Here is a 16,540-nt window from a genome sequence, read left to right as displayed (position 1 = left end):
GGGGAGTTTGAGGCGCGGGGTCCGGGGCGGAGCCCCGGTTAAGGGAACGGGCGGGGTGGGGAAACAAGCCCCGCAGGGCACCCCCGCCCTGCCGCCCGGCCCCGTCACACCTCCATGTGCCCCGTGTCGTTCCAGCGGTCCAGCGCCGGCTCCCCGTACGCCCACCCGAGTACCGACAGCGACGTCGGGTCCAGTCGGATTCTCGCCGCGAACGACGGGTCCATGCCCAGCCACCGCGCGCCCAGGACGCGCAGGATGTGGCCGTGGGCGAAGACCAGGACGTCGCGGTCCGCCGAGCGCGCCCACTCGACCACCTCGTCCGCGCGGGCGCCGAGTTCGGCCAGGGTTTCACCCTCGGGGACACCGTCCCGCCAGATGAACCAGTCCGGGCGGTCCGCCCAGATCGCCCCCGCGGTCATGCCCTCGTACGCCCCGTAGTCCCACTCCATGAGCGCGTCCCACTCGGTCGCCCGTTCCGCGAACCCCGCCAGCGCGCAGGTCTCGCTCGCCCGCACCAGCGGGCTCGTGCGGACCTCGACGGACTCCAGGCCCGACCACGGTGCGCGGTGCAGCCGCTCACCGAGAAGTTTCGCCCCGCGCCTGCCCTCTTCGAGCAGGGGGATGTCCGTCCGGCCGGTGTGCCTGCCGAGCAGCGACCACTCGGTCTGGCCGTGCCGGGCGAGCAGGATGCGCGGTGCCATGAGGGGCTCTCCTGAGGTTCACGAGCGGTTCACGAGCGGTGTCGTCCCATCATCTCGCACCTGAACGCAAGGCAACCTCCGGGAGGATCTCAGCGTCCTCCAGAGGCCGGGACCCGACGCCCGAGCACTTTCTCATACGCCGTACGGTTGAGCGGTTGGCCGATGGCCGCCTGAACACAAACTGGAGAAACGTTCGGATGTCGTACCCCGCGACCCGCCATCGGCCCCGCTGGTGGACCGAACTCACGCTGCTCGCCGTGGTCTACGCCGCCTACTCGGCCGGCCGGCTGCTCGCGCGCGGCGATGTGAACACCGCGGTCGACCACGGCATGGCGATACTCCGGGCCGAGAAGGCACTCCTCCTCAACGCCGAACACCCGCTCAACCGCCTCTTCACTGACACCCCCGCGCTCGGCATACCCGCCGACTTCGCGTACGCCTCGCTGCACTATCTGGTCACCCCGGTCATCCTGGTCTGGCTCTTCCGCCGTCGCCCCGCCCGCTACCGGGCCGCCCGCACCTGGCTGATGCTCTCAACGCTTCTCGGCCTCGTCGGCTTCACGCTTGTTCCGACCTGCCCGCCGCGGCTCCTCGACGCGGGCCAGGGCTTCGTCGACACGATGGCGCAGTACAGCTCGTACGGCTGGTGGGGCGGCGAGGCGAGCGCCCCGCGCGGGATGGGCGCGATGACCAACCAGTACGCCGCGATGCCGAGTCTGCACGTCGGCTGGGCACTGTGGTGCGGCGTGATGCTGTGGCGCCACGGGCGTACGCCGCTGATGAAGGCACTCGGTGTCGCCTACCCGCTGCTCACCACCCTCGTCGTGATGGGCACGGCCAACCACTACTTCCTCGACGCGGTCGCCGGATGCGCCGTGATGGGCGTCGGCGTCCTGCTGACCAGGCCCGCGCTGCGTCTCGCCGACCGTGTGCGCACCCGCCTGTCGGCCGCCCCTTCCGGCTCGCAGTCCCCGATTGTCAGTGCCGGATGCGAGACTTCCGCGGGTGAGCGAATCCCTGGACAGCGGACCACCTCCGCCGGCGCCGACGACAGCACTACGGCAGCGGCTCGCTGAGCTGCGCGGTCCCGCCGCCCAGCCCCATCCGCTCGACGCCCGCGCGCTGGCCGCCCTCGCGGCCAACCCCGGCTGCAAGCGGCGCGCGCTGCTGGACGGTGCCGGGGTGGACAAGGCGGCGCTCGCGTCCGCGCTGGGATCCCCGGCGGCGTTCGGCCAGTCCCAGTTCGCTTTCATGCGCGGCAACGCCTTCGAGGCGAAGGTCAAGGCCGACGGCGGCAAGGAGCTGACGCGGCTCATCGGTGTGGACACCCCGGCCGAGGTCCGCGTGCCCGAACTGTCGGCCGCCGGACCCGAGGGCCGGGCCGCGCGCACGGCTCTCGCGCTGCGCGAGGCGACCGCCGCGAAGGCGTGGACACTGCTCGACCACCCCATGCTGGCGCTGGAGGTCGCGGGCTCCCCCGCCTATCTGGAGCCGGACGCAGTGGTCGTCCACCCCGACGGGACGTGGACGGTCGTCGAGATCAAGTCCTTCCCGATGATCGACGCCTCGGCGGACGCGGCGAAGGTGGGCGCGGCCGCGCGCCAGGCCGCCGTGTACGTACTGGCGCTGGAGCGGGTCGCGTCGGTGACGGACGGGGCGCGGGTGGCCCATTCGGTCCTGCTGGTCTGCCCCAAGGACTTCTCCAATCTGCCGACCGCGTCCGTCGTCGACGTACGCAAGCAGCTGTCGGTCACCCGCCGTCAACTGGCCAGGCTGACCCGGATCGAGGACATCGCCGCGGCCCTGCCCGAAGGCACGACCTTCGATGTGGAGCGCCCGGCCGAAGAGCTGACGGCAGCGGTCGAGTCGGTGTCGGCCGCGTACGCCCCCGAGTGCCTGGCCGCCTGCGAGCTGGCCTTCCACTGCCGCGACCGGGCCCGCGGCGCCGGGGCGGTGGAAGCGCTGGGGCGCGGGGTGCGCGGCGAACTCGGCGGTCTTACGACCATCGGCGACGTCCTGGCCGCGGCCCGTGGCACGGCAGGCGATCCGGACGACCCTGCGGTCGCCGCCCTGCGCCGGGCCGCCGCTCTGCGGGCCGAAGCACTGGAGGCGGCCGGATGTCGCTGATCTCCACCCTCGCCCGGCTGGAGGCCGTGGAGTCGGGGCGGGCCGCTGCGCTCGCGACGGTGCGCCACCGGCATCTGTCCGAGCGCCCGCTGGTTCTCGTACCGCTGACGACGGCCGGTGAGGCGGGGGCCCCACTGGGCGCGCTGGTCGGCACCGACGAGGAGGAGCCGCGGCTGCTGGTCGTGGCACAGCCGCGCGACCGCGATCAGCGCTTCGCCTTTCTCGCCGAGCTCGCCGACGCCGTACTGCCGCACCTGGACGCGTACGCCGACGACGTGGAGCCCGCCGAGCGGAGCGAGACCGATCCCGAGACCGGAAAGCGGGTCAAGGTCGAGGTCGAACTGTGCGCGGACGCACCGCAGTTGATCGTGCCGGGCCGTGCAAGCATCGACTTCGTAAGACTCCTGGGCCGCTCGATGCGTTTTCGGCGTACCGCGGAGCAGGACCCCGACGCGCCCTATCCCGCGCCGCCGCGCGTCCCGCTGCTCGGCCGCTGGCTGACGCACTACGGCGAGCGTGCCCGGGTGCCCGGCTCGTCGCTGCTGCTCGCCGCGACCGATCTACTGGGGCGGCACTGGGCGACGGGTCAGTCCTCGCTGGAGGACCAGCACCTCGGTGCGCTGCTCGCCTGGATCGACCCCCCCGGGGGCGAGTCGGGCGCGGAGGCGGCGCTGCGGGCGGAGCTCGCCCGGGACGCCCGGGGCCAGCTGCTGTGCCCGCCCGCCGGTCCGGCCACCGACCCGGCCTTCGACAACAGACTGCTGGCCCCCGCGGTCGAGCGGTACGACCGGGCACGCCAGGCGCTCGGGGCGGCCGAGGACGGCGCCGAGGCGGATGCCCGGCTCGGTGAACTCACCCTCGCCGAGCGGGAGATCCGCCGCCTTGTGCTGACCCAGCTCAAGCCCACATGGCACGCCGTGTGGCGCAGCCTGGAGCTGCTGCGCGCGCTGCCGGAGGGGCCCCGGGCGGCCGACCGCTGGACCCGGGACCGCTGGTCGTTCACCGCGCACCGCGACCGCGTCCGCGCGGGCGAGCCACCGCAGCCACGACGCGACGACGCGGTGACGGCCGCGCAGAAGCTCGCCTCCCGCGAGACGGCCCAGGCCCAGCTGGAGGCGCAGGAGGCGCTGGACGACCCGCTGGTGCTGGCCGGGCGCAGGCTGGCGGGCGAGGCGTTCCTGGGCGAGGTGACCGAGGTCGTGATGGCCTGGTCCGACTCGAAGCGGCCGAGCCCCCGCCCGCTGCTCACGGTCCGTACGGACGACCGGCCGCATCTGGGCGAGCGGGCGAAGGTGTACCGCTCGCTGGGCGGCAAGGCGCAGACGGCCGAGTTCGTACGCTACGAGGCGGACGGGACGCTGGTGCTGCGGCTCACCGACCGGATGGGCCGTTCCAGGGACCCCGCGGAAGGCTCCGTACCGGACAAGGGCGAGCGGATCGCCTGGACCCTGTTCGAGCACGACCAGCGGGGCGGCCCGAAGCTGCCGGACCCGGAGGAGACCCCGTGGACGCACGGCGGGCCCCCGGGCACGGCCGCGGAGAGCCCCGACCCGGTGACTGCGGAGGACATCCTGTGAGCGGGCACGCCTTCGACCCGGCCGCCGAGGCCGCGCGGGCCACCGGCGCGATCCTCGCCGACACACTGGACGGCGGCCACCGCGGCGTCGTCGTGGACTCGCCGCCCGGCGCGGGCAAGTCCACACTCGTCGTGAACGCCGCGCGTGAACTGGCCGCGGCCGGGCGGCCATTGATGGTCATCGCACAGACCAACGCCCAGGTGGACGACCTGGTCCTGCGGCTCGCCGAGAAGGAGCCCGAGCTGCCGGTCGGGCGGCTGCACAGCAACGACTCCGACCCGTACGACAAGGCGCTCGACGAACTGGACAACGTCCGCAAGTCCGCGAAGGCGGGCGACCTCGCGGGCCTGGAGATCGTCATCTCGACCGCCGCGAAGTGGGCGCATGTCCAGGGCGTCGAGCCCTGGCGGCACGCCATCGTCGACGAGGCCTACCAGATGCGCTCCGACGCGCTGCTCGCCGTCGCCGGGCTCTTCGAGCGTGCCCTGTTCGTGGGCGACCCAGGTCAGCTGGACCCGTTCTCGATCGTCGGCGCGGACCAGTGGGCCGGGCTCTCGTACGACCCGTCCGCGAGCGCGGTCTCCACGCTGCTCGCCCACAATCCGGAGCTGCCGCAGCACCGGCTGCCGGTGTCCTGGCGGCTCCCGGCGTCGGCCGCGCCGCTGGTCTCCGACGCGTTCTATCCGTACACGCCCTTCCGCAGCGGCACGGGCGAGTCGGAGCGGCGGCTGGCCTTCGGGGTGGCGTCGGACGGCTCGGGCCCCGACCGGGTGCTGGACGAGGCGGCCGAGTCGGGCTGGGGCCTGCTGGAGCTGCCCGCCCGGCACACACCCCGTACGGACCCGGAGGCGGTACGTGCCGTGGCCCTGGTCGTCCGCCGACTGCTGGACCGCGGCGGCGCGGCCGTCTCCGAGCGCTCCCCGGACCCGGTCCCGGTGACCGCCGACCGGATCGCGGTCGGCACGGCCCACCGCGACCAGGCGGCGGCGGTACGGGCGGCGCTGGCGGAAGTGGGCGTCGCGGATGTCACGGTGGACACGGCGAACCGTCTGCAGGGCCGGGAGTTCGATGTCACGGTCGTGCTGCACCCGCTGTCGGGCCGGCCGGACGCGACGGCGTTCCACCTGGAGACGGGCAGGCTGTGCGTGCTGGCGTCGCGCCACCGGCACGCGTGCATCGTGGTGTGCCGCGCGGGCGTGAGCGACCTCCTGGACGAACATCCCTCGACGGAGCCGGTCCAGCTGGGCGTCACGGTCAAGTTCCCGGACGGCTGGGAGGCGATGCAGTCCACATGGGACCACTGGTCGAACCACCGCGTCACCTGGCGCCCGTGAGCCCGCGGCAGCGGACGGCATGGGCCCCCCGAACGCCGGACGGAGTCCGGCACGCCGCCGGAGGCGGCCGAGGGAAACGGCCCCGACGACTGGGAGGCCAACCACGCGGTTCTCGCTCACCTGGCGGAACACCGGGTGAGCTGGGCTCCGTAGGCGGCCTTGCGCGGGCCGCGACAATAGAAGACGGCCATGGGCAGAGAGCGGCCGGGGAACAGATCAGAGAACAAGGTCAATGGGGGGCGGCCGGGACGGGGCCGAACCTGTGCGAGGAGGAGAACCACATGGCGCAACCCGAGCGGAGCGAGCGCAAGCTGCGACCGGCACCGCTGCTCTTCGAGCCGTCGGAGGCCGCCGCCGACCCCGAGCACTTCTTCGACCTGGAGTCGATCGAGGACCCCCGGGAGCTGCTGGCCCGGGCGACCGAGCTGACGCTCGCCTTCCGGGCGGCCACCGACCGGGCGGTGGAGTTCCAGGCCCTCGCGGCGGCCCAGCTCGCCGACCCCGGCCGTTTCGACCGGCTGACCCCCGCGGACATCGCCGAGCGGGCGGAGTGGACGGCCGACTATGCGAAGAAGATGATCGAATTCGGCCGCGAGCTGCAGCGCGGCGGGTCCCAGCAGTAAGGCGTGCCCCGGGAACATCCCACCCGGCATATGCCGGTGCGCAAGATACTCCCACCCGCCCCGCCCTGTCCCCGTTTCCGGCAACTCTCAGAAACTGAACGGTCACTCCGGGTAGATCTTGTTTTATGAGCGCATGGCTGCGAGATGACTCCCTGCTGAACCCCGGTGCCGGTGACGACGAGCGCCGGACCGACATCTTCGCCTTCCTGAGGGAGGAGGGCGGACACCACTCCGCCCATGTCACACCCCCCGGCGGCAGCTGGCTCACCTCCGCCGGCGCCCATCCGCGCTCGATGCTCGCACTCTGGGAGACCCGCCCGACCACCCCCGCCGTACTCCCCTGCGGCTCGGTCTTCGACGTCGTGAACGTGCCCGCGATCTTCGGCCGCCGGATGCTCGACCGGCTGTGGGAGGAGGGGCCCGGCTCCGGCCCGGTCGCCATGCACCGTGGCCGGATGCTGCTCTTCACCGCCCCCGGCACCGCCCAGCGGCTGCCGTCCCTGCTCGACTGGGAGGAGTGGGGCGAAGCCGTGCCGCCGATGTTCTGCCACGGCATCGGCGACGCCGTGACCGTACCGCCGCTGACCCAGGACCACAGGGCATCCGGGCCGCGCTGGCTGGTGGCTCCCGACACCCGCCACCCGTGGCTCCCGGGGCCCGAGGTGGTGCTCTGGGCATGCGTGCGCGCGGCCCGCGCGGCCTCGTCGCCGAGCGTCCGAGTATCGATTTTTCCTCCCGCCGATCAGGATGCTAAGGTCTACGACGTCAGCAGGCGCCGCTAGCTCAGTTGGTTAGAGCAGCTGACTCTTAATCAGCGGGTCCGGGGTTCGAGTCCCTGGCGGCGCACAGACGGAAAAAGCCCCTCGCGGAAGCGGGGGGCCTTTTCGTGCGCCCGAGAGCCGCCCGGAGTCGCGGGGCCCCGCGGGCTACACCGTCGAGATCCGGACGGTCCACGCGCCCGCGCGGGTACGGTCCGCCACCTCCACCCGCGTCCGCTCCCCCGGCGCCCCCGGCATCGTGAACGTCTCACCGACCCCCAGCGGCGCGTCCGCGAGCGGCGGGTACACCGACTCGTCCCAGCACGCCTCCGTCTCCGGATGGGTGTCGACGACCTCGACCGGGCCGCCGCCCGAGTCCGCGTCGGACTGGACGCGGTAGATCAGCACGCCCTCCGTGCAGGTCGTCTCGTCATTGCCCGTCGCGCTGCGCGCCTCGACCGCGAGCGCCGTGTCCTCGCCGGTGCGTACGACCGCGAGCCGGGTGCCGAGGCTCGCGCCCGGCGCGGGCGCGGCGGAGATCGGCTCCAGCGTGATCAGCCCCGTCCTGGTGACGCACCGCACGGCCTGCCGGTCCAGCCAGCCCAGCTTCCACTTGTGCCAGCCGAAGAGGTCCGGCGACAGCCCGAACTGGCTGCCCATCACATCCCAGTCGCCGACATACGTGTCCCAGTCACCCTGTCCGTCCACCGGCCGGTGGTAGAGGTCCGGCAAATCGAAGACGTGCCCGGTCTCGTGGGCCAGCACATTGCGGTCAGGCGGATGGTGTTCGAAGACGGTGACGACTCGGCTGATGTCGGTGCCGTCGGCGTGCAGCGGCTGGTCGAGATTGACGACCTTCGTCGCGTCGGAGTCCACGCCGGGCGCATCCGGGTCGGCGACCAGATAGACGATGTCGTAGCGCGAGAAGTCCACGCCCGCGTCCGCGGCATCGAGCGCGTCGCCCAGATAGGCGCTGCGCTGCTCGGACCGCCAGTCCCGTCGTATCCCGTACTCCGTCGAGGCCTTCGGCATCGTCACCCACTGGCGCTGCGGTTCGGCCCGCAGCGAGAACCTGCCGTAGGAGGCGCGCGTGAAGAACGTGCTGGTGGCCGGGAAGTGGTCGGCGGCGAGCTCTTCCGGCGCGTTCGCCGGCACATGGTCCGGGAACGACACGAAGATCACGACCGCGTTCAGGGTCCGGGCCGGGCGCGGATACGCGGCGTTCCAGGTGTCCACGCCCAGGGAGTGGTGCGCCGCGGTGCGGGGAAGGGCGCAGGGGCCCGACGTGGTGGATGCCACCGCGGGGCCCGCGACCAAGGATGTGGCGGCGAGCGCCATGAGGGAGGTGAGCGCGGCGGCGGCACTGCGCAGACGTACGCGTTCCACTCCCTCGGGTGTTCCCTCGGATGACTGCTGACCCTCCACGTGGACCTCCGGCTACGGAATGCGCGACACCTCAACCACCTTGTGCTTGTTTGCGGTAGTACGCCCTGTTCCGCTGCCCCACCCGGGTGACCGACCCGACACCGGCTCGACACCGACCCGAGACCCGGCGACACTCCGATGGCTCACGGAACGTCACATTCGGTCAGAACGGGATCGGGCCCGGCCAGGACCTGTGCAGAAACGATCGGCCGAAGGCGTGGAGGGGACTGCTCGCGGGCCTCGTCGCTGGAACGGCCCAGGCGCGTGGCTCTATGATCGGCTCACTTTCCCGACCTCTTCCCGACCACATCTGTACGACCCTGGACGACACAACTGCACTGCGGGAGCGAGCGGTGAGCGGAACCTCCGAAGGAACAGGGCCCGCGGGAGTCGCAGTCCCCGGGAATGTCCGGCCGTCGGTCACACAGCGTCACAGCGTCGGCGCGGCGGAACAGCGTGACCACTGGGCCGCGTTCAACGCCGCCCATCTCGCGATGGCGGTCGTCGACAACGAGGGCCTCGTCGTCACAGCGAACACGGCACTCGCCACGCTGCTGGGCACCGAACCCGTGACCCTGCGGGAACAGTTCGCCGCGGATCTCGTGGACCTGGCGTCGGACCGCCGCACCTGGCACGCGTACCGCGAAGTGCTGCGCGGCCGACGGTCCCGCTTCCGCTGTACGCGCCGCCTCAAGCACCCCGACGGGCACGCGCTGTGGGCCGAGGTGACGGTGGCGCCCGTGCCCGAAAGCCGCAACGTGCTGCTGTCCATCACGGACATCAGCGACCGCCGCGAGCTCCAGGCCCGGCTGCGCCATCTCCAGATGCACGACGCCGTGACGCGGCTGCCCAACCGCACGCTGTTCTTCGAGCGACTGTCGGCGGCGCTCGAATCATCGGCGTACGACCACGGCTCGACCGGGCGGATCGGCCTCTGCTACCTCGACCTCGACGGCTTCAAGGCGGTCAACGACACGCTCGGGCACCGGGTCGGCGACCGGCTCCTCGCGGCGGTCGCCGCGCGGCTGACCGAGTGCGCGGACAGCGACGGGTATACGCGCAGCGGCGGGCACTTGGTGGCACGGCTGGGCGGCGACGAGTTCGCGATCCTCGTCGAGGACTCCACCGGTACGGAACAACTCGCCGATCTGGCGCGGTGCGTACTGGCCGCATTACAGCAGCCGTTCGACCTGGCGGGGCAGCGGCTCTCGGTCTCGGCGTCGATCGGCGTGGTGGAACGGTCGGTCTCGGGGACCACGGCCACCTGCCTGATGCAGGCCGCGGACACGACGCTCTACTGGGCGAAGGCGGACGGCAAGGCCCGCTGGACCCTCTTCGACCCCGAGCGCAACGCGCACCGGATGACCCGTCAGGCACTTTCGTCGACACTACGGCCGGCCGTGGAACGCGGGGAGTTCACGCTGGAGTACCAGCCGCTGGTGGGGATGGCGGACGGGGTCACGCGGGGCGTCGAGGCACTTGTGCGATGGAATCATCCGCAGTTCGGCACGCTGGCGCCGAATCGGTTCATCGGAATTGCTGAAGAGGACGGCTCGATCGTCCAGCTCGGGCGGTGGGTCCTGCGTACGGCGTGCCGCCAGGCCCGCCAGTGGCAGAAGGAACACCCCGAGGCACCGCCGCTGTTCGTGAGCGTCAACGTCGCCGTGCGGCAGGTCTGGGACTCCGACCTGGTCGCCGACGTGGCGGGGATCCTGGCCGAGACGGGACTCGCGCCGCATCTGCTGCAGCTGGAACTCACCGAATCGGCGGTGATGGGCTCGGCGGGCCGCCCGCTCCAGGCGCTGCAGGCGCTGAGCGACATGGGCGTACGGATCGCGATCGACGACTTCGGGACGGGCTACTCGAACCTGGCGTACCTGAGCCGGCTGCCGGTATCCGTACTGAAGCTCGACGGATCGTTTGTCCGCGGCTTCCAGGACGAGGCGCACCCGAACCCGGCGGACGAGACCATCGTCGAGGCGATGGTCCAACTGGCGCACCGGCTGGGGCTGACGGTCACGGCGGAATGCGTGGAGACGGCGGGGCAGGCGTCGCGGCTGCGGCGGATCGGGTGCGATACGGGGCAGGGGTGGCTGTATTCACGGGCGGTGACGCCGGAGCGGATTGCGGAGCTGATCGGGGCGGCGGCGCTTTCGGTTTGAGCGATTCAGCCCCTCCGGCGTTTGAGGAGCGGGGCCCGGGGCGGAGCCCCGGCGGGGGTTCGGGGGCAGCGCCCCCGGGCTACATCAGCACGCGCCCTGGTCGCGCCAGACAGGGCCAGGGGAGCAGGCGGTTCAGGAATGAACCACTCCACGCGGCAGATCGTAGGCGTCCGCGATCAGTTCGTACGAGCGCAGCCGCGCGTCGGCGCCGTGCGCGTTGGTCGTGATCATCAACTCGTCCGCGCCCGTGCGCTTCTGGAGGTCGTCCAGGCCCGTGCGTACCGCCTCCGGCGTGCCGTGAATGACGTTCACCAGCCAGCTGTCCACGAACTCCCGCTCCATGGGGCTGAATTCGTACGCAGCCGCCTCCTCGGGCGTCGGGATCAGACCGGGGCGGCCGGTGCGCAGCCGGACCATGGACAGCGCACCCGTCAGGACTTGGCGGCGGGCCTCCTTCTCGTCGTCCGATGCGAGCGCGGAGACGCCAATCAGGGCGTACGGGGCATCCAGCAGCGCGGACGGCCGGAAGGACTCGCGGTACAGGTCGAGCGCCGGGACCGTGTTCTGGGCCGAGAAGTGGTGGGCGAAGGCAAAGGGCAGTCCGAGCACTCCGGCCAGCCGGGCGCTGAAGCCGGAGGAGCCGAGCAGCCAGATCGGCGGGCGGGCGGAGGGGCCCTGCACGGGGCCGGGGACGGCATGGATGCGGGCGTACGGATGGCCGTCGGGAAAGTCGTCGTCCAGGAAGCGGGTGAGTTCGGCGAGTTGCTGCGGGAAGTCGTCCGCGCCCTCGTTCAGCCGCTCGGTACGGCGCAGTGCCGCCGCGGTCGCGCCGTCCGTGCCGGGTGCCCTGCCAAGGCCCAGATCGACACGGCCCGGCGCGAGAGCCTCCAGGGTGCCGAACTGCTCGGCGATCACCAGCGGCGCGTGGTTCGGGAGCATCACGCCGCCCGAGCCGAGGCGGATCCGCTGGGTGTGGGCGGCGAGATGGGCGAGGATCACGGCCGGGGAGGACGAGGCGACGCCCGGCATGGAGTGGTGCTCGGCGACCCAGTGGCGGTGGAAGCCGCGGCTCTCGGCAAGTCGGGAGATGTCCACGCTGGTGCCCAGGGCGTCGCTCGCGGTGCGGCCGACGCCGACGGTCACCAGGTCGAGTACCGACAGCGGTACGGGTGCGGTGCCGATCGCCGTGCCTCGAATGTCGTCCACCGGTGGGTCCTCCTGCGCATGAAAATGGGTACAGCGCAGTCAAACAGGAGGGCCTCTCCGTTTATTCCGGGTGCCCGACTATTCGGGGGGCTCGAACTCCTTCTGGAAGAGCTTGCCGAGCTTCGGGCCGTACACCCACGCCCTGCGCTCCGCCAGCCGCAGCCCCTCCCACACGGTCACCTGGTTCGCCGTGAGCACCGGCTTGCCCACGGCCTGCTCCAGATCCGCGAGATACGCCGCCGTGTGAAGGGCTGTGTCCGGCAGCAGGACGACCTCGGCATCGGGGTGGTCCCCCGCGCGCGCCAGCTCCAGTACCTCGTCCCGGCCCCAGGTGCCCACCTCGGCCGCCGTCACGATCCCGCTCGCCCGGTCGGCCACGACCTCGGCCCCGGACGCCTTGAGGAAGGCCGTGAACAGGGCCGTGATGTCCTCCGGATAGGTCGCGGCGACCGCGACGCGCTGGGCGCCCAGCTCGCGCAGGGCGTGCGCGAAGCCGAAGGACGTGCTCGACGCGGGCATCCCCGCCGCCAGGGCGAGCGAGCGGATCTGCTCGTGCGCGCCCTCCCAGCCGTACACGAAGCTCCCGCTGGTGCACGCCCACACCACCGACTCCGCACCCTCCAGCCGCAGCTCCTCGACCCGCGCCGCGAGCCGGTCCGGCGCCCCCATCCTCAGCAGCGCGTCGACGCGGTGCGCGTCCTCGCCGATGTCGGTGTGGACGACGGGCAGTCTGATGTCGCTGTCGAGCAGCACCTCGAGCCGGGGGTAGTCGTCCTCGGCGGAGTGGCCGGGGTAGAGGAGTCCGACCGTGGTCATGTCCAGCCTTCCTGGTCTTCGGGCCCGGCGGGCTGAGCCGGCTGGGCCGGCTGCGCGGGCTCTGCTGGCGGCGCCTGGGGTGCGGGCGGCACCTCCGCCTGCGCCTCCGGCTGAAGCAGCAGGCCCTGATAGGGACCTATCGCGTGCACGCCGATCCGGCGCAGCGCCGACCACATCGTCACCTGGTTCGCGGAGAGCACCGGCATCCTCAGTTCGGCCTCCAGCTGCGGGATCGCGTCGTACGTCGGCAGATTGGTGCAGCTGATGAAGAGCGCGTCGGCCGCACCCACCACCGCTTGGCGCGCCATGTCCACCACCGACCGGTACGGCACCTTCCAGATGTGCCGGGTCAGCCCGAGAAAAGCGCGTCCGGTGACGGTTGCCCCGGCTTCGCCGAGATACTCCTCCAGCGCCTCGGTGACCGATTCCGTGTACGGCGTGACCAGGGCGATACGGCCGGCGCCCAGCTCGTCGAGTGCTTCGAGCAGGGCGCCGGAGGTGGTCAGCGAGGGCACCTCCCCTTCCGCGGTCATCGCCTCGCACATCGCCCGCTCACCGGCGAGACCCCCGACGAAACTCCCCGATGTGCAGGCGTAGGCGACCACCTCGGGCTCGGATGCGCTCAGGGCCCGTACCGCGTCGCGCAGTGTCTCGTGCTCGCTCACCAGGCGCGCGAGATCGAGGGAGACCTCGACGGGCACGTAGGGCGTACGGGTGAGCCGCAGAGAGACATCGTCGGGGACCCAGCGCCACAGCTCACGGTCCAGCGCGAAGTCGAAAGGGGCGACCACGCCGACGCCGTGCTGAGGCTGTGGTCCACCGAGAAAGGAGACATCCATAGCAGGCCCCCTTATGGCCCTGACCCGTTGTTGACGACGTTAGGTTCGGGTGCGAGCGTGGTCAATCCGTACATCTCTGACTCCCCCGTATGCCCTTCGGGCACGGGAGGTGCCCCCATCGAAACGGCTTCCGCCTGATGTCCGAACCCACGCTTCTGGTGCTTGCGGCCGACCCTGAGCCCCGTCTCGGCCGACTGGCCGGACGGGTCCGCGTCCAGTACGCCGACGAGCAGACCCTGGCCGATCGACTTCCGTACGCCGACGTGCTGTTGGTGTGGGACTTCACGTCCGAGGCGGTACGCGCCGCCTGGCCGGGCGAGGGTCCGCGTCCGCGCTGGGTGCACACCCCGAGCGCGGGCGTCGACCGGCTGCTCTGCCCGGAACTGATCGCTTCCGACACCGTCGTCACCAACGCGCGAGGAGTCTTCGAGGAGCCGATCGCCGAGTACGTCGCCGGTCTGGTCCTGGCCATGGCGAAGGACCTTCCCGGCACCCTGGAACTCCAGCGGCAGCGGCGCTGGCGCCATCGCGAGGGCCTGCGGGTCGCGGGCACCCGGGCCACTGTCGTCGGCGCGGGCCCCATCGGCCGGGCCGTGGCCGCCACCTTGGAGGCACTGGGTGTCACCGTGGCGGTCGTGGGCCGTACCGAGCGCGCCGGCATCCATGGCGCCCAGGACCTGGATCCGCTGCTCGCCCGCGCCGACTGGGTGGTGTGCGCCGCGCCGCTCACCGACGCGACGCGCGGGATGTTCGGCGCGCGGCGCTTCGGTCTGATGCAGCCGTCGGCGCGGTTCATCAATGTCGGGCGCGGGCCGCTGGTCGTCGAGGACGATCTGGTGGCCGCGCTGAACAAGCGGTGGCTCGCGGGCGCGGCACTCGATGTCTTCGCCTCGGAGCCGCTCACGCCCGACAGCCCGCTCTGGGACGTGCCGGGGCTGATCGTCTCGCCGCACATGAGCGGCGACACGGTCGGCTGGCGCGACCGGCTCGGGGAGCAGTTCGTGGAGCTGTACGAATTGTGGGAGGCCGGAAAGCCGTTCCCGAACGTGGTGGACAAGAAACGTGGGTACGTCCCCATGCATGATGTCTCCGCTGACTGACCTCACCGCCCACCAGCTCCTGGCCGGCTACGAAAAGGGCGACTTCACGCCCGTCGACGCGACCCGCGCGGCGCTGGAGCGGATCGAGGTGGTGCAGCCGCTGGTGAATGCCTTCGTCCGGGTCGACGCCGAACAGGCACTGGCCCAGGCGCGCGCATCCGCCGGGCGCTGGCACCGGGGGGAGCCGCAGGGGCTGCTCGACGGGGTTCCGGTGACCGTCAAGGACCTGCTGCTGCAGCGCGGCGGGCCGACCCTGCGCGGCTCCAAGAACGTATCCGAGCAAGGGAGCTGGGACGAGGACGCTCCGTCCGTCGCACGACTGCGGGCGCATGGCGCGGTCTTCCTCGGCAAGACGACGACCCCCGAGTTCGGCTGGAAGGGTGTCACCGATTCGCCGCGGCACGGGGTGACGGGCAATCCGTACGATCCGGCGCGCACGTCGGGCGGTTCCAGCGGCGGCAGCGCGGCGGCCGTGGCTCTCGGCGCGGGTGCGCTGTCGATCGGCACGGACGGCGGCGGCTCGATCCGCATCCCCGCGTCCTTCTGCGGTGTCTTCGGGCTGAAGCCGACGTACGGGCGGGTGCCGCTGTATCCGTCGAGCCCCTTCGGGACGCTCTCGCACGCGGGCCCGATGACCCGCGACGCGGCGGACGCCGCGCTGCTGCTCGACGTCATCAGCGGCGAGGACTGGCGGGACTGGTCCCATCTGGGCCCGGCGGCGGGGGTGCGCGGCGCGCTGGCGGAGGGTGTGAAGGGGCTGCGCATCGCGTACTCGCCGTCCTTCGGCGGACAGGTGGCGGTGCGCCCGGCGGTCGCGTCCGCGGTACGGCGGGCTGTCGGGGCGCTCGCGGAACTCGGCGCGTACATCGAGGAGTCCGACCCCGACATCGCCGACCCGGTGGAGGCCTTCCACACCCTGTGGTTCAGCGGCGCGGCCCGGCTGCTCCAGCCCTACGGGCCCCGTCAGCGCGAACTGCTGGACCCGGGGCTGCGGGAGATCGCCGGGCACGGCGCGCGGTACAGCGCGCTGGAGTACCTGGCGGCCGTGGACCGCCGGATGGCGCTGGGCAGGCGGATGGGCCGCTTCCACACCTCGTACGACCTGCTTGTCACCCCGACCCTGCCGATCACGGCGTTCGAGGCGGGCGCGGAGGTCCCGGCGCACTCCGGACACCGGCGCTGGACGGGGTGGACACCGTTCACCTACCCGTTCAACATGACCCAGCAGCCCGCCGCGACGGTGCCGTGCGGGCTCGACGATGACGGGCTCCCGATCGGCGTCCAGCTGATCGGCCCGCGGCACGCGGACGCGGTGGTCCTGCGGGCGGCGCACGCGCTGTACGAGTCGGGAGCGGCGGCGATTCCCGGGCCTACGCTCGCCGGAAGCTGAGCGTCTCGCCCAGCGCGCCCGCGCGCCACAGGTCCTGGCACGCGTCCGCCATCCGGTCCAGGCCGTCCACCACCGTGCCCCACACGATGCCCGGCACCCACCCGGTGTCGCCGTTCAGCAGCAGGTTGTTCCGCTCGTAGAACAGCGCCAGATCGACCGTCACCTGGCGGGAGAGGTCACGGTCGTATCCGTACGCCGCAGTGCTCAACTCCGTGCCACTGAAGGTGAAATAGCAGAGATCACCCGGAATCGGGGTCACCGTCGGGTTCTCCAGCGGTGGCTCCTGTTCCGCGAACGCCGGGAACAGGGCGTAGATCTCATTGCGGGCGTACTTCGCGTGGTACACGTCCCCCGCGAGGGGCAGCGCCTCCCACACGGCCGCGCAGGCGAGCGGGGCCTTGTCGTCGAGGAGCTTCGCGGTGCAACGCACACCGCGCTTGTCGAGGGCTACGGTCACATATCGGTCGGCCATTTCGTACGCA

At 72.0% G+C, this 16,540-nt stretch carries 15 protein-coding genes and 1 tRNA gene; 10 read left to right on the top strand and 6 right to left on the bottom strand.

Annotation, left to right across the window (positions count from 1 at the left end):
* Nucleotides 1–104 precede the first annotated feature (104 nt).
* Nucleotides 105–701, bottom strand: a complete 597-nt coding sequence (locus tag OOK40_RS02590) for a histidine phosphatase family protein (protein WP_266476137.1) — start codon at nt 699–701, stop codon at nt 105–107.
* A 197-nt stretch (nt 702–898) separates the two neighbouring features.
* Here OOK40_RS02590 and OOK40_RS02585 point away from each other — a divergent pair, with 197 nt between their 5' ends.
* The 7 genes from OOK40_RS02585 to OOK40_RS02555 all read left to right on the top strand — a co-directional run bounded on the left by OOK40_RS02585 (nt 899) and on the right by OOK40_RS02555 (nt 7,208).
* Nucleotides 899–1,777, top strand: coding sequence for a phosphatase PAP2 family protein (locus OOK40_RS02585; protein ID WP_266476136.1), 879 nt, complete (start codon nt 899–901; stop codon nt 1,775–1,777).
* Entirely contained in the window at nt 1,707–2,828 is a 1,122-nt protein-coding gene (locus OOK40_RS02580; RefSeq protein WP_266476135.1) for a hypothetical protein, read from the top strand. The genes OOK40_RS02585 and OOK40_RS02580 overlap by 71 nt, the downstream gene beginning before the upstream one ends.
* Nucleotides 2,819–4,405 carry a hypothetical protein gene (locus tag OOK40_RS02575; RefSeq protein ID WP_266476134.1) on the top strand — a complete coding sequence of 529 codons (1,587 nt, stop codon included), beginning with the start codon at nt 2,819–2,821 and terminating at the stop codon, nt 4,403–4,405. The genes OOK40_RS02580 and OOK40_RS02575 overlap by 10 nt, the downstream gene beginning before the upstream one ends.
* A complete protein-coding gene (locus tag OOK40_RS02570) occupies nt 4,402–5,739 on the top strand; it encodes an AAA family ATPase (protein ID WP_266476132.1) in 1,338 nt (445 codons plus the stop codon). Before OOK40_RS02575 ends, OOK40_RS02570 begins: the two co-directional genes overlap by 4 nt.
* A 281-nt stretch (nt 5,740–6,020) precedes the next feature.
* Complete coding sequence (locus OOK40_RS02565) at nt 6,021–6,362, top strand: hypothetical protein (RefSeq protein ID WP_266476131.1); 342 nt, start codon at nt 6,021–6,023, stop codon at nt 6,360–6,362.
* Nucleotides 6,363–6,487: 125 nt separating this feature from the next.
* A complete protein-coding gene (locus OOK40_RS02560) occupies nt 6,488–7,144 on the top strand; it encodes a bifunctional DNA primase/polymerase (protein ID WP_266476130.1) in 657 nt (218 codons plus the stop codon).
* Nucleotides 7,135–7,208: transfer RNA gene (locus OOK40_RS02555), tRNA-Lys, on the top strand. The genes OOK40_RS02560 and OOK40_RS02555 overlap by 10 nt, the downstream gene beginning before the upstream one ends.
* An 80-nt stretch (nt 7,209–7,288) precedes the next feature.
* Here OOK40_RS02555 and OOK40_RS02550 read toward each other — a convergent pair.
* Nucleotides 7,289–8,506, bottom strand: coding sequence for a M6 family metalloprotease domain-containing protein (locus OOK40_RS02550; RefSeq protein WP_323136026.1), 1,218 nt, complete (start codon nt 8,504–8,506; stop codon nt 7,289–7,291).
* Nucleotides 8,507–8,898: 392 nt separating this feature from the next.
* On the opposite strand from OOK40_RS02550, the gene OOK40_RS02545 reads away from it, so the two are divergent.
* Entirely contained in the window at nt 8,899–10,707 is a 1,809-nt protein-coding gene (locus OOK40_RS02545; protein ID WP_266476128.1) for a bifunctional diguanylate cyclase/phosphodiesterase, read from the top strand.
* Between the two features lie 132 nt (nt 10,708–10,839).
* Here the strand turns inward: OOK40_RS02545 and OOK40_RS02540 are convergent, their stop codons facing one another.
* The 3 genes from OOK40_RS02540 to OOK40_RS02530 form a co-directional block, all read right to left on the bottom strand.
* Nucleotides 10,840–11,913 (bottom strand): LLM class flavin-dependent oxidoreductase, encoded by a 1,074-nt coding sequence (locus OOK40_RS02540; protein WP_266476127.1) that lies wholly within the window; start codon nt 11,911–11,913, stop codon nt 10,840–10,842.
* 78 nt (nt 11,914–11,991) lie between these two features.
* Nucleotides 11,992–12,729, bottom strand: a complete 738-nt coding sequence (locus tag OOK40_RS02535; RefSeq protein ID WP_266476126.1) for a decarboxylase — start codon at nt 12,727–12,729, stop codon at nt 11,992–11,994.
* Complete coding sequence (locus tag OOK40_RS02530; protein WP_266476125.1) at nt 12,726–13,568, bottom strand: decarboxylase; 843 nt, start codon at nt 13,566–13,568, stop codon at nt 12,726–12,728. The genes OOK40_RS02535 and OOK40_RS02530 overlap by 4 nt, the downstream gene beginning before the upstream one ends.
* Before the next feature lie 137 nt (nt 13,569–13,705).
* On the opposite strand from OOK40_RS02530, the gene OOK40_RS02525 reads away from it, so the two are divergent.
* Both OOK40_RS02525 and OOK40_RS02520 read left to right on the top strand, forming a co-directional pair.
* Nucleotides 13,706–14,668 carry a D-2-hydroxyacid dehydrogenase gene (locus OOK40_RS02525; RefSeq protein WP_266476124.1) on the top strand — a complete coding sequence of 321 codons (963 nt, stop codon included), beginning with the start codon at nt 13,706–13,708 and terminating at the stop codon, nt 14,666–14,668.
* On the top strand, nt 14,652–16,058 hold the full coding sequence (locus tag OOK40_RS02520) for an amidase (protein ID WP_266478791.1): 1,407 nt from the start codon (nt 14,652–14,654) through the stop codon (nt 16,056–16,058). The genes OOK40_RS02525 and OOK40_RS02520 overlap by 17 nt, the downstream gene beginning before the upstream one ends.
* Here OOK40_RS02520 and OOK40_RS02515 read toward each other — a convergent pair.
* Complete coding sequence (locus OOK40_RS02515; RefSeq protein WP_266476123.1) at nt 16,039–16,530, bottom strand: DUF3830 family protein; 492 nt, start codon at nt 16,528–16,530, stop codon at nt 16,039–16,041. The genes OOK40_RS02520 and OOK40_RS02515 overlap by 20 nt on opposite strands.
* Between the last annotated feature and the right edge of the window lie 10 nt (nt 16,531–16,540).

Source organism: Streptomyces sp. NBC_01481 (assembly GCF_026339995.1).
GTDB lineage: Bacteria > Actinomycetota > Actinomycetes > Streptomycetales > Streptomycetaceae > Streptomyces.
The sequence above is the reverse complement of the archived record's forward strand: the minus strand, read 5'-3'. Positions and strand labels throughout refer to the sequence as shown.

What these genes read in the sequence shown, in the direction of transcription:
- OOK40_RS02590 (WP_266476137.1), bottom strand. Translation starts at nt 701, where the DNA reads ATGGCACCGCGCATCCTGCTCGCCCGGCACGGCCAGACCGAGTGGTCG.
- OOK40_RS02585 (WP_266476136.1), top strand. Translation starts at nt 899, where the DNA reads ATGTCGTACCCCGCGACCCGCCATCGGCCCCGCTGGTGGACCGAACTC.
- OOK40_RS02575 (WP_266476134.1), top strand. Translation starts at nt 2,819, where the DNA reads ATGTCGCTGATCTCCACCCTCGCCCGGCTGGAGGCCGTGGAGTCGGGG.
- OOK40_RS02565 (WP_266476131.1), top strand. Translation starts at nt 6,021, where the DNA reads ATGGCGCAACCCGAGCGGAGCGAGCGCAAGCTGCGACCGGCACCGCTG.
- OOK40_RS02560 (WP_266476130.1), top strand. Translation starts at nt 6,488, where the DNA reads ATGAGCGCATGGCTGCGAGATGACTCCCTGCTGAACCCCGGTGCCGGT.
- OOK40_RS02535 (WP_266476126.1), bottom strand. Translation starts at nt 12,729, where the DNA reads ATGACCACGGTCGGACTCCTCTACCCCGGCCACTCCGCCGAGGACGAC.
- OOK40_RS02530 (WP_266476125.1), bottom strand. Translation starts at nt 13,568, where the DNA reads ATGGATGTCTCCTTTCTCGGTGGACCACAGCCTCAGCACGGCGTCGGC.
- OOK40_RS02525 (WP_266476124.1), top strand. Translation starts at nt 13,706, where the DNA reads ATGTCCGAACCCACGCTTCTGGTGCTTGCGGCCGACCCTGAGCCCCGT.
- OOK40_RS02520 (WP_266478791.1), top strand. Translation starts at nt 14,652, where the DNA reads ATGTCTCCGCTGACTGACCTCACCGCCCACCAGCTCCTGGCCGGCTAC.
- OOK40_RS02515 (WP_266476123.1), bottom strand. Translation starts at nt 16,530, where the DNA reads ATGGCCGACCGATATGTGACCGTAGCCCTCGACAAGCGCGGTGTGCGT.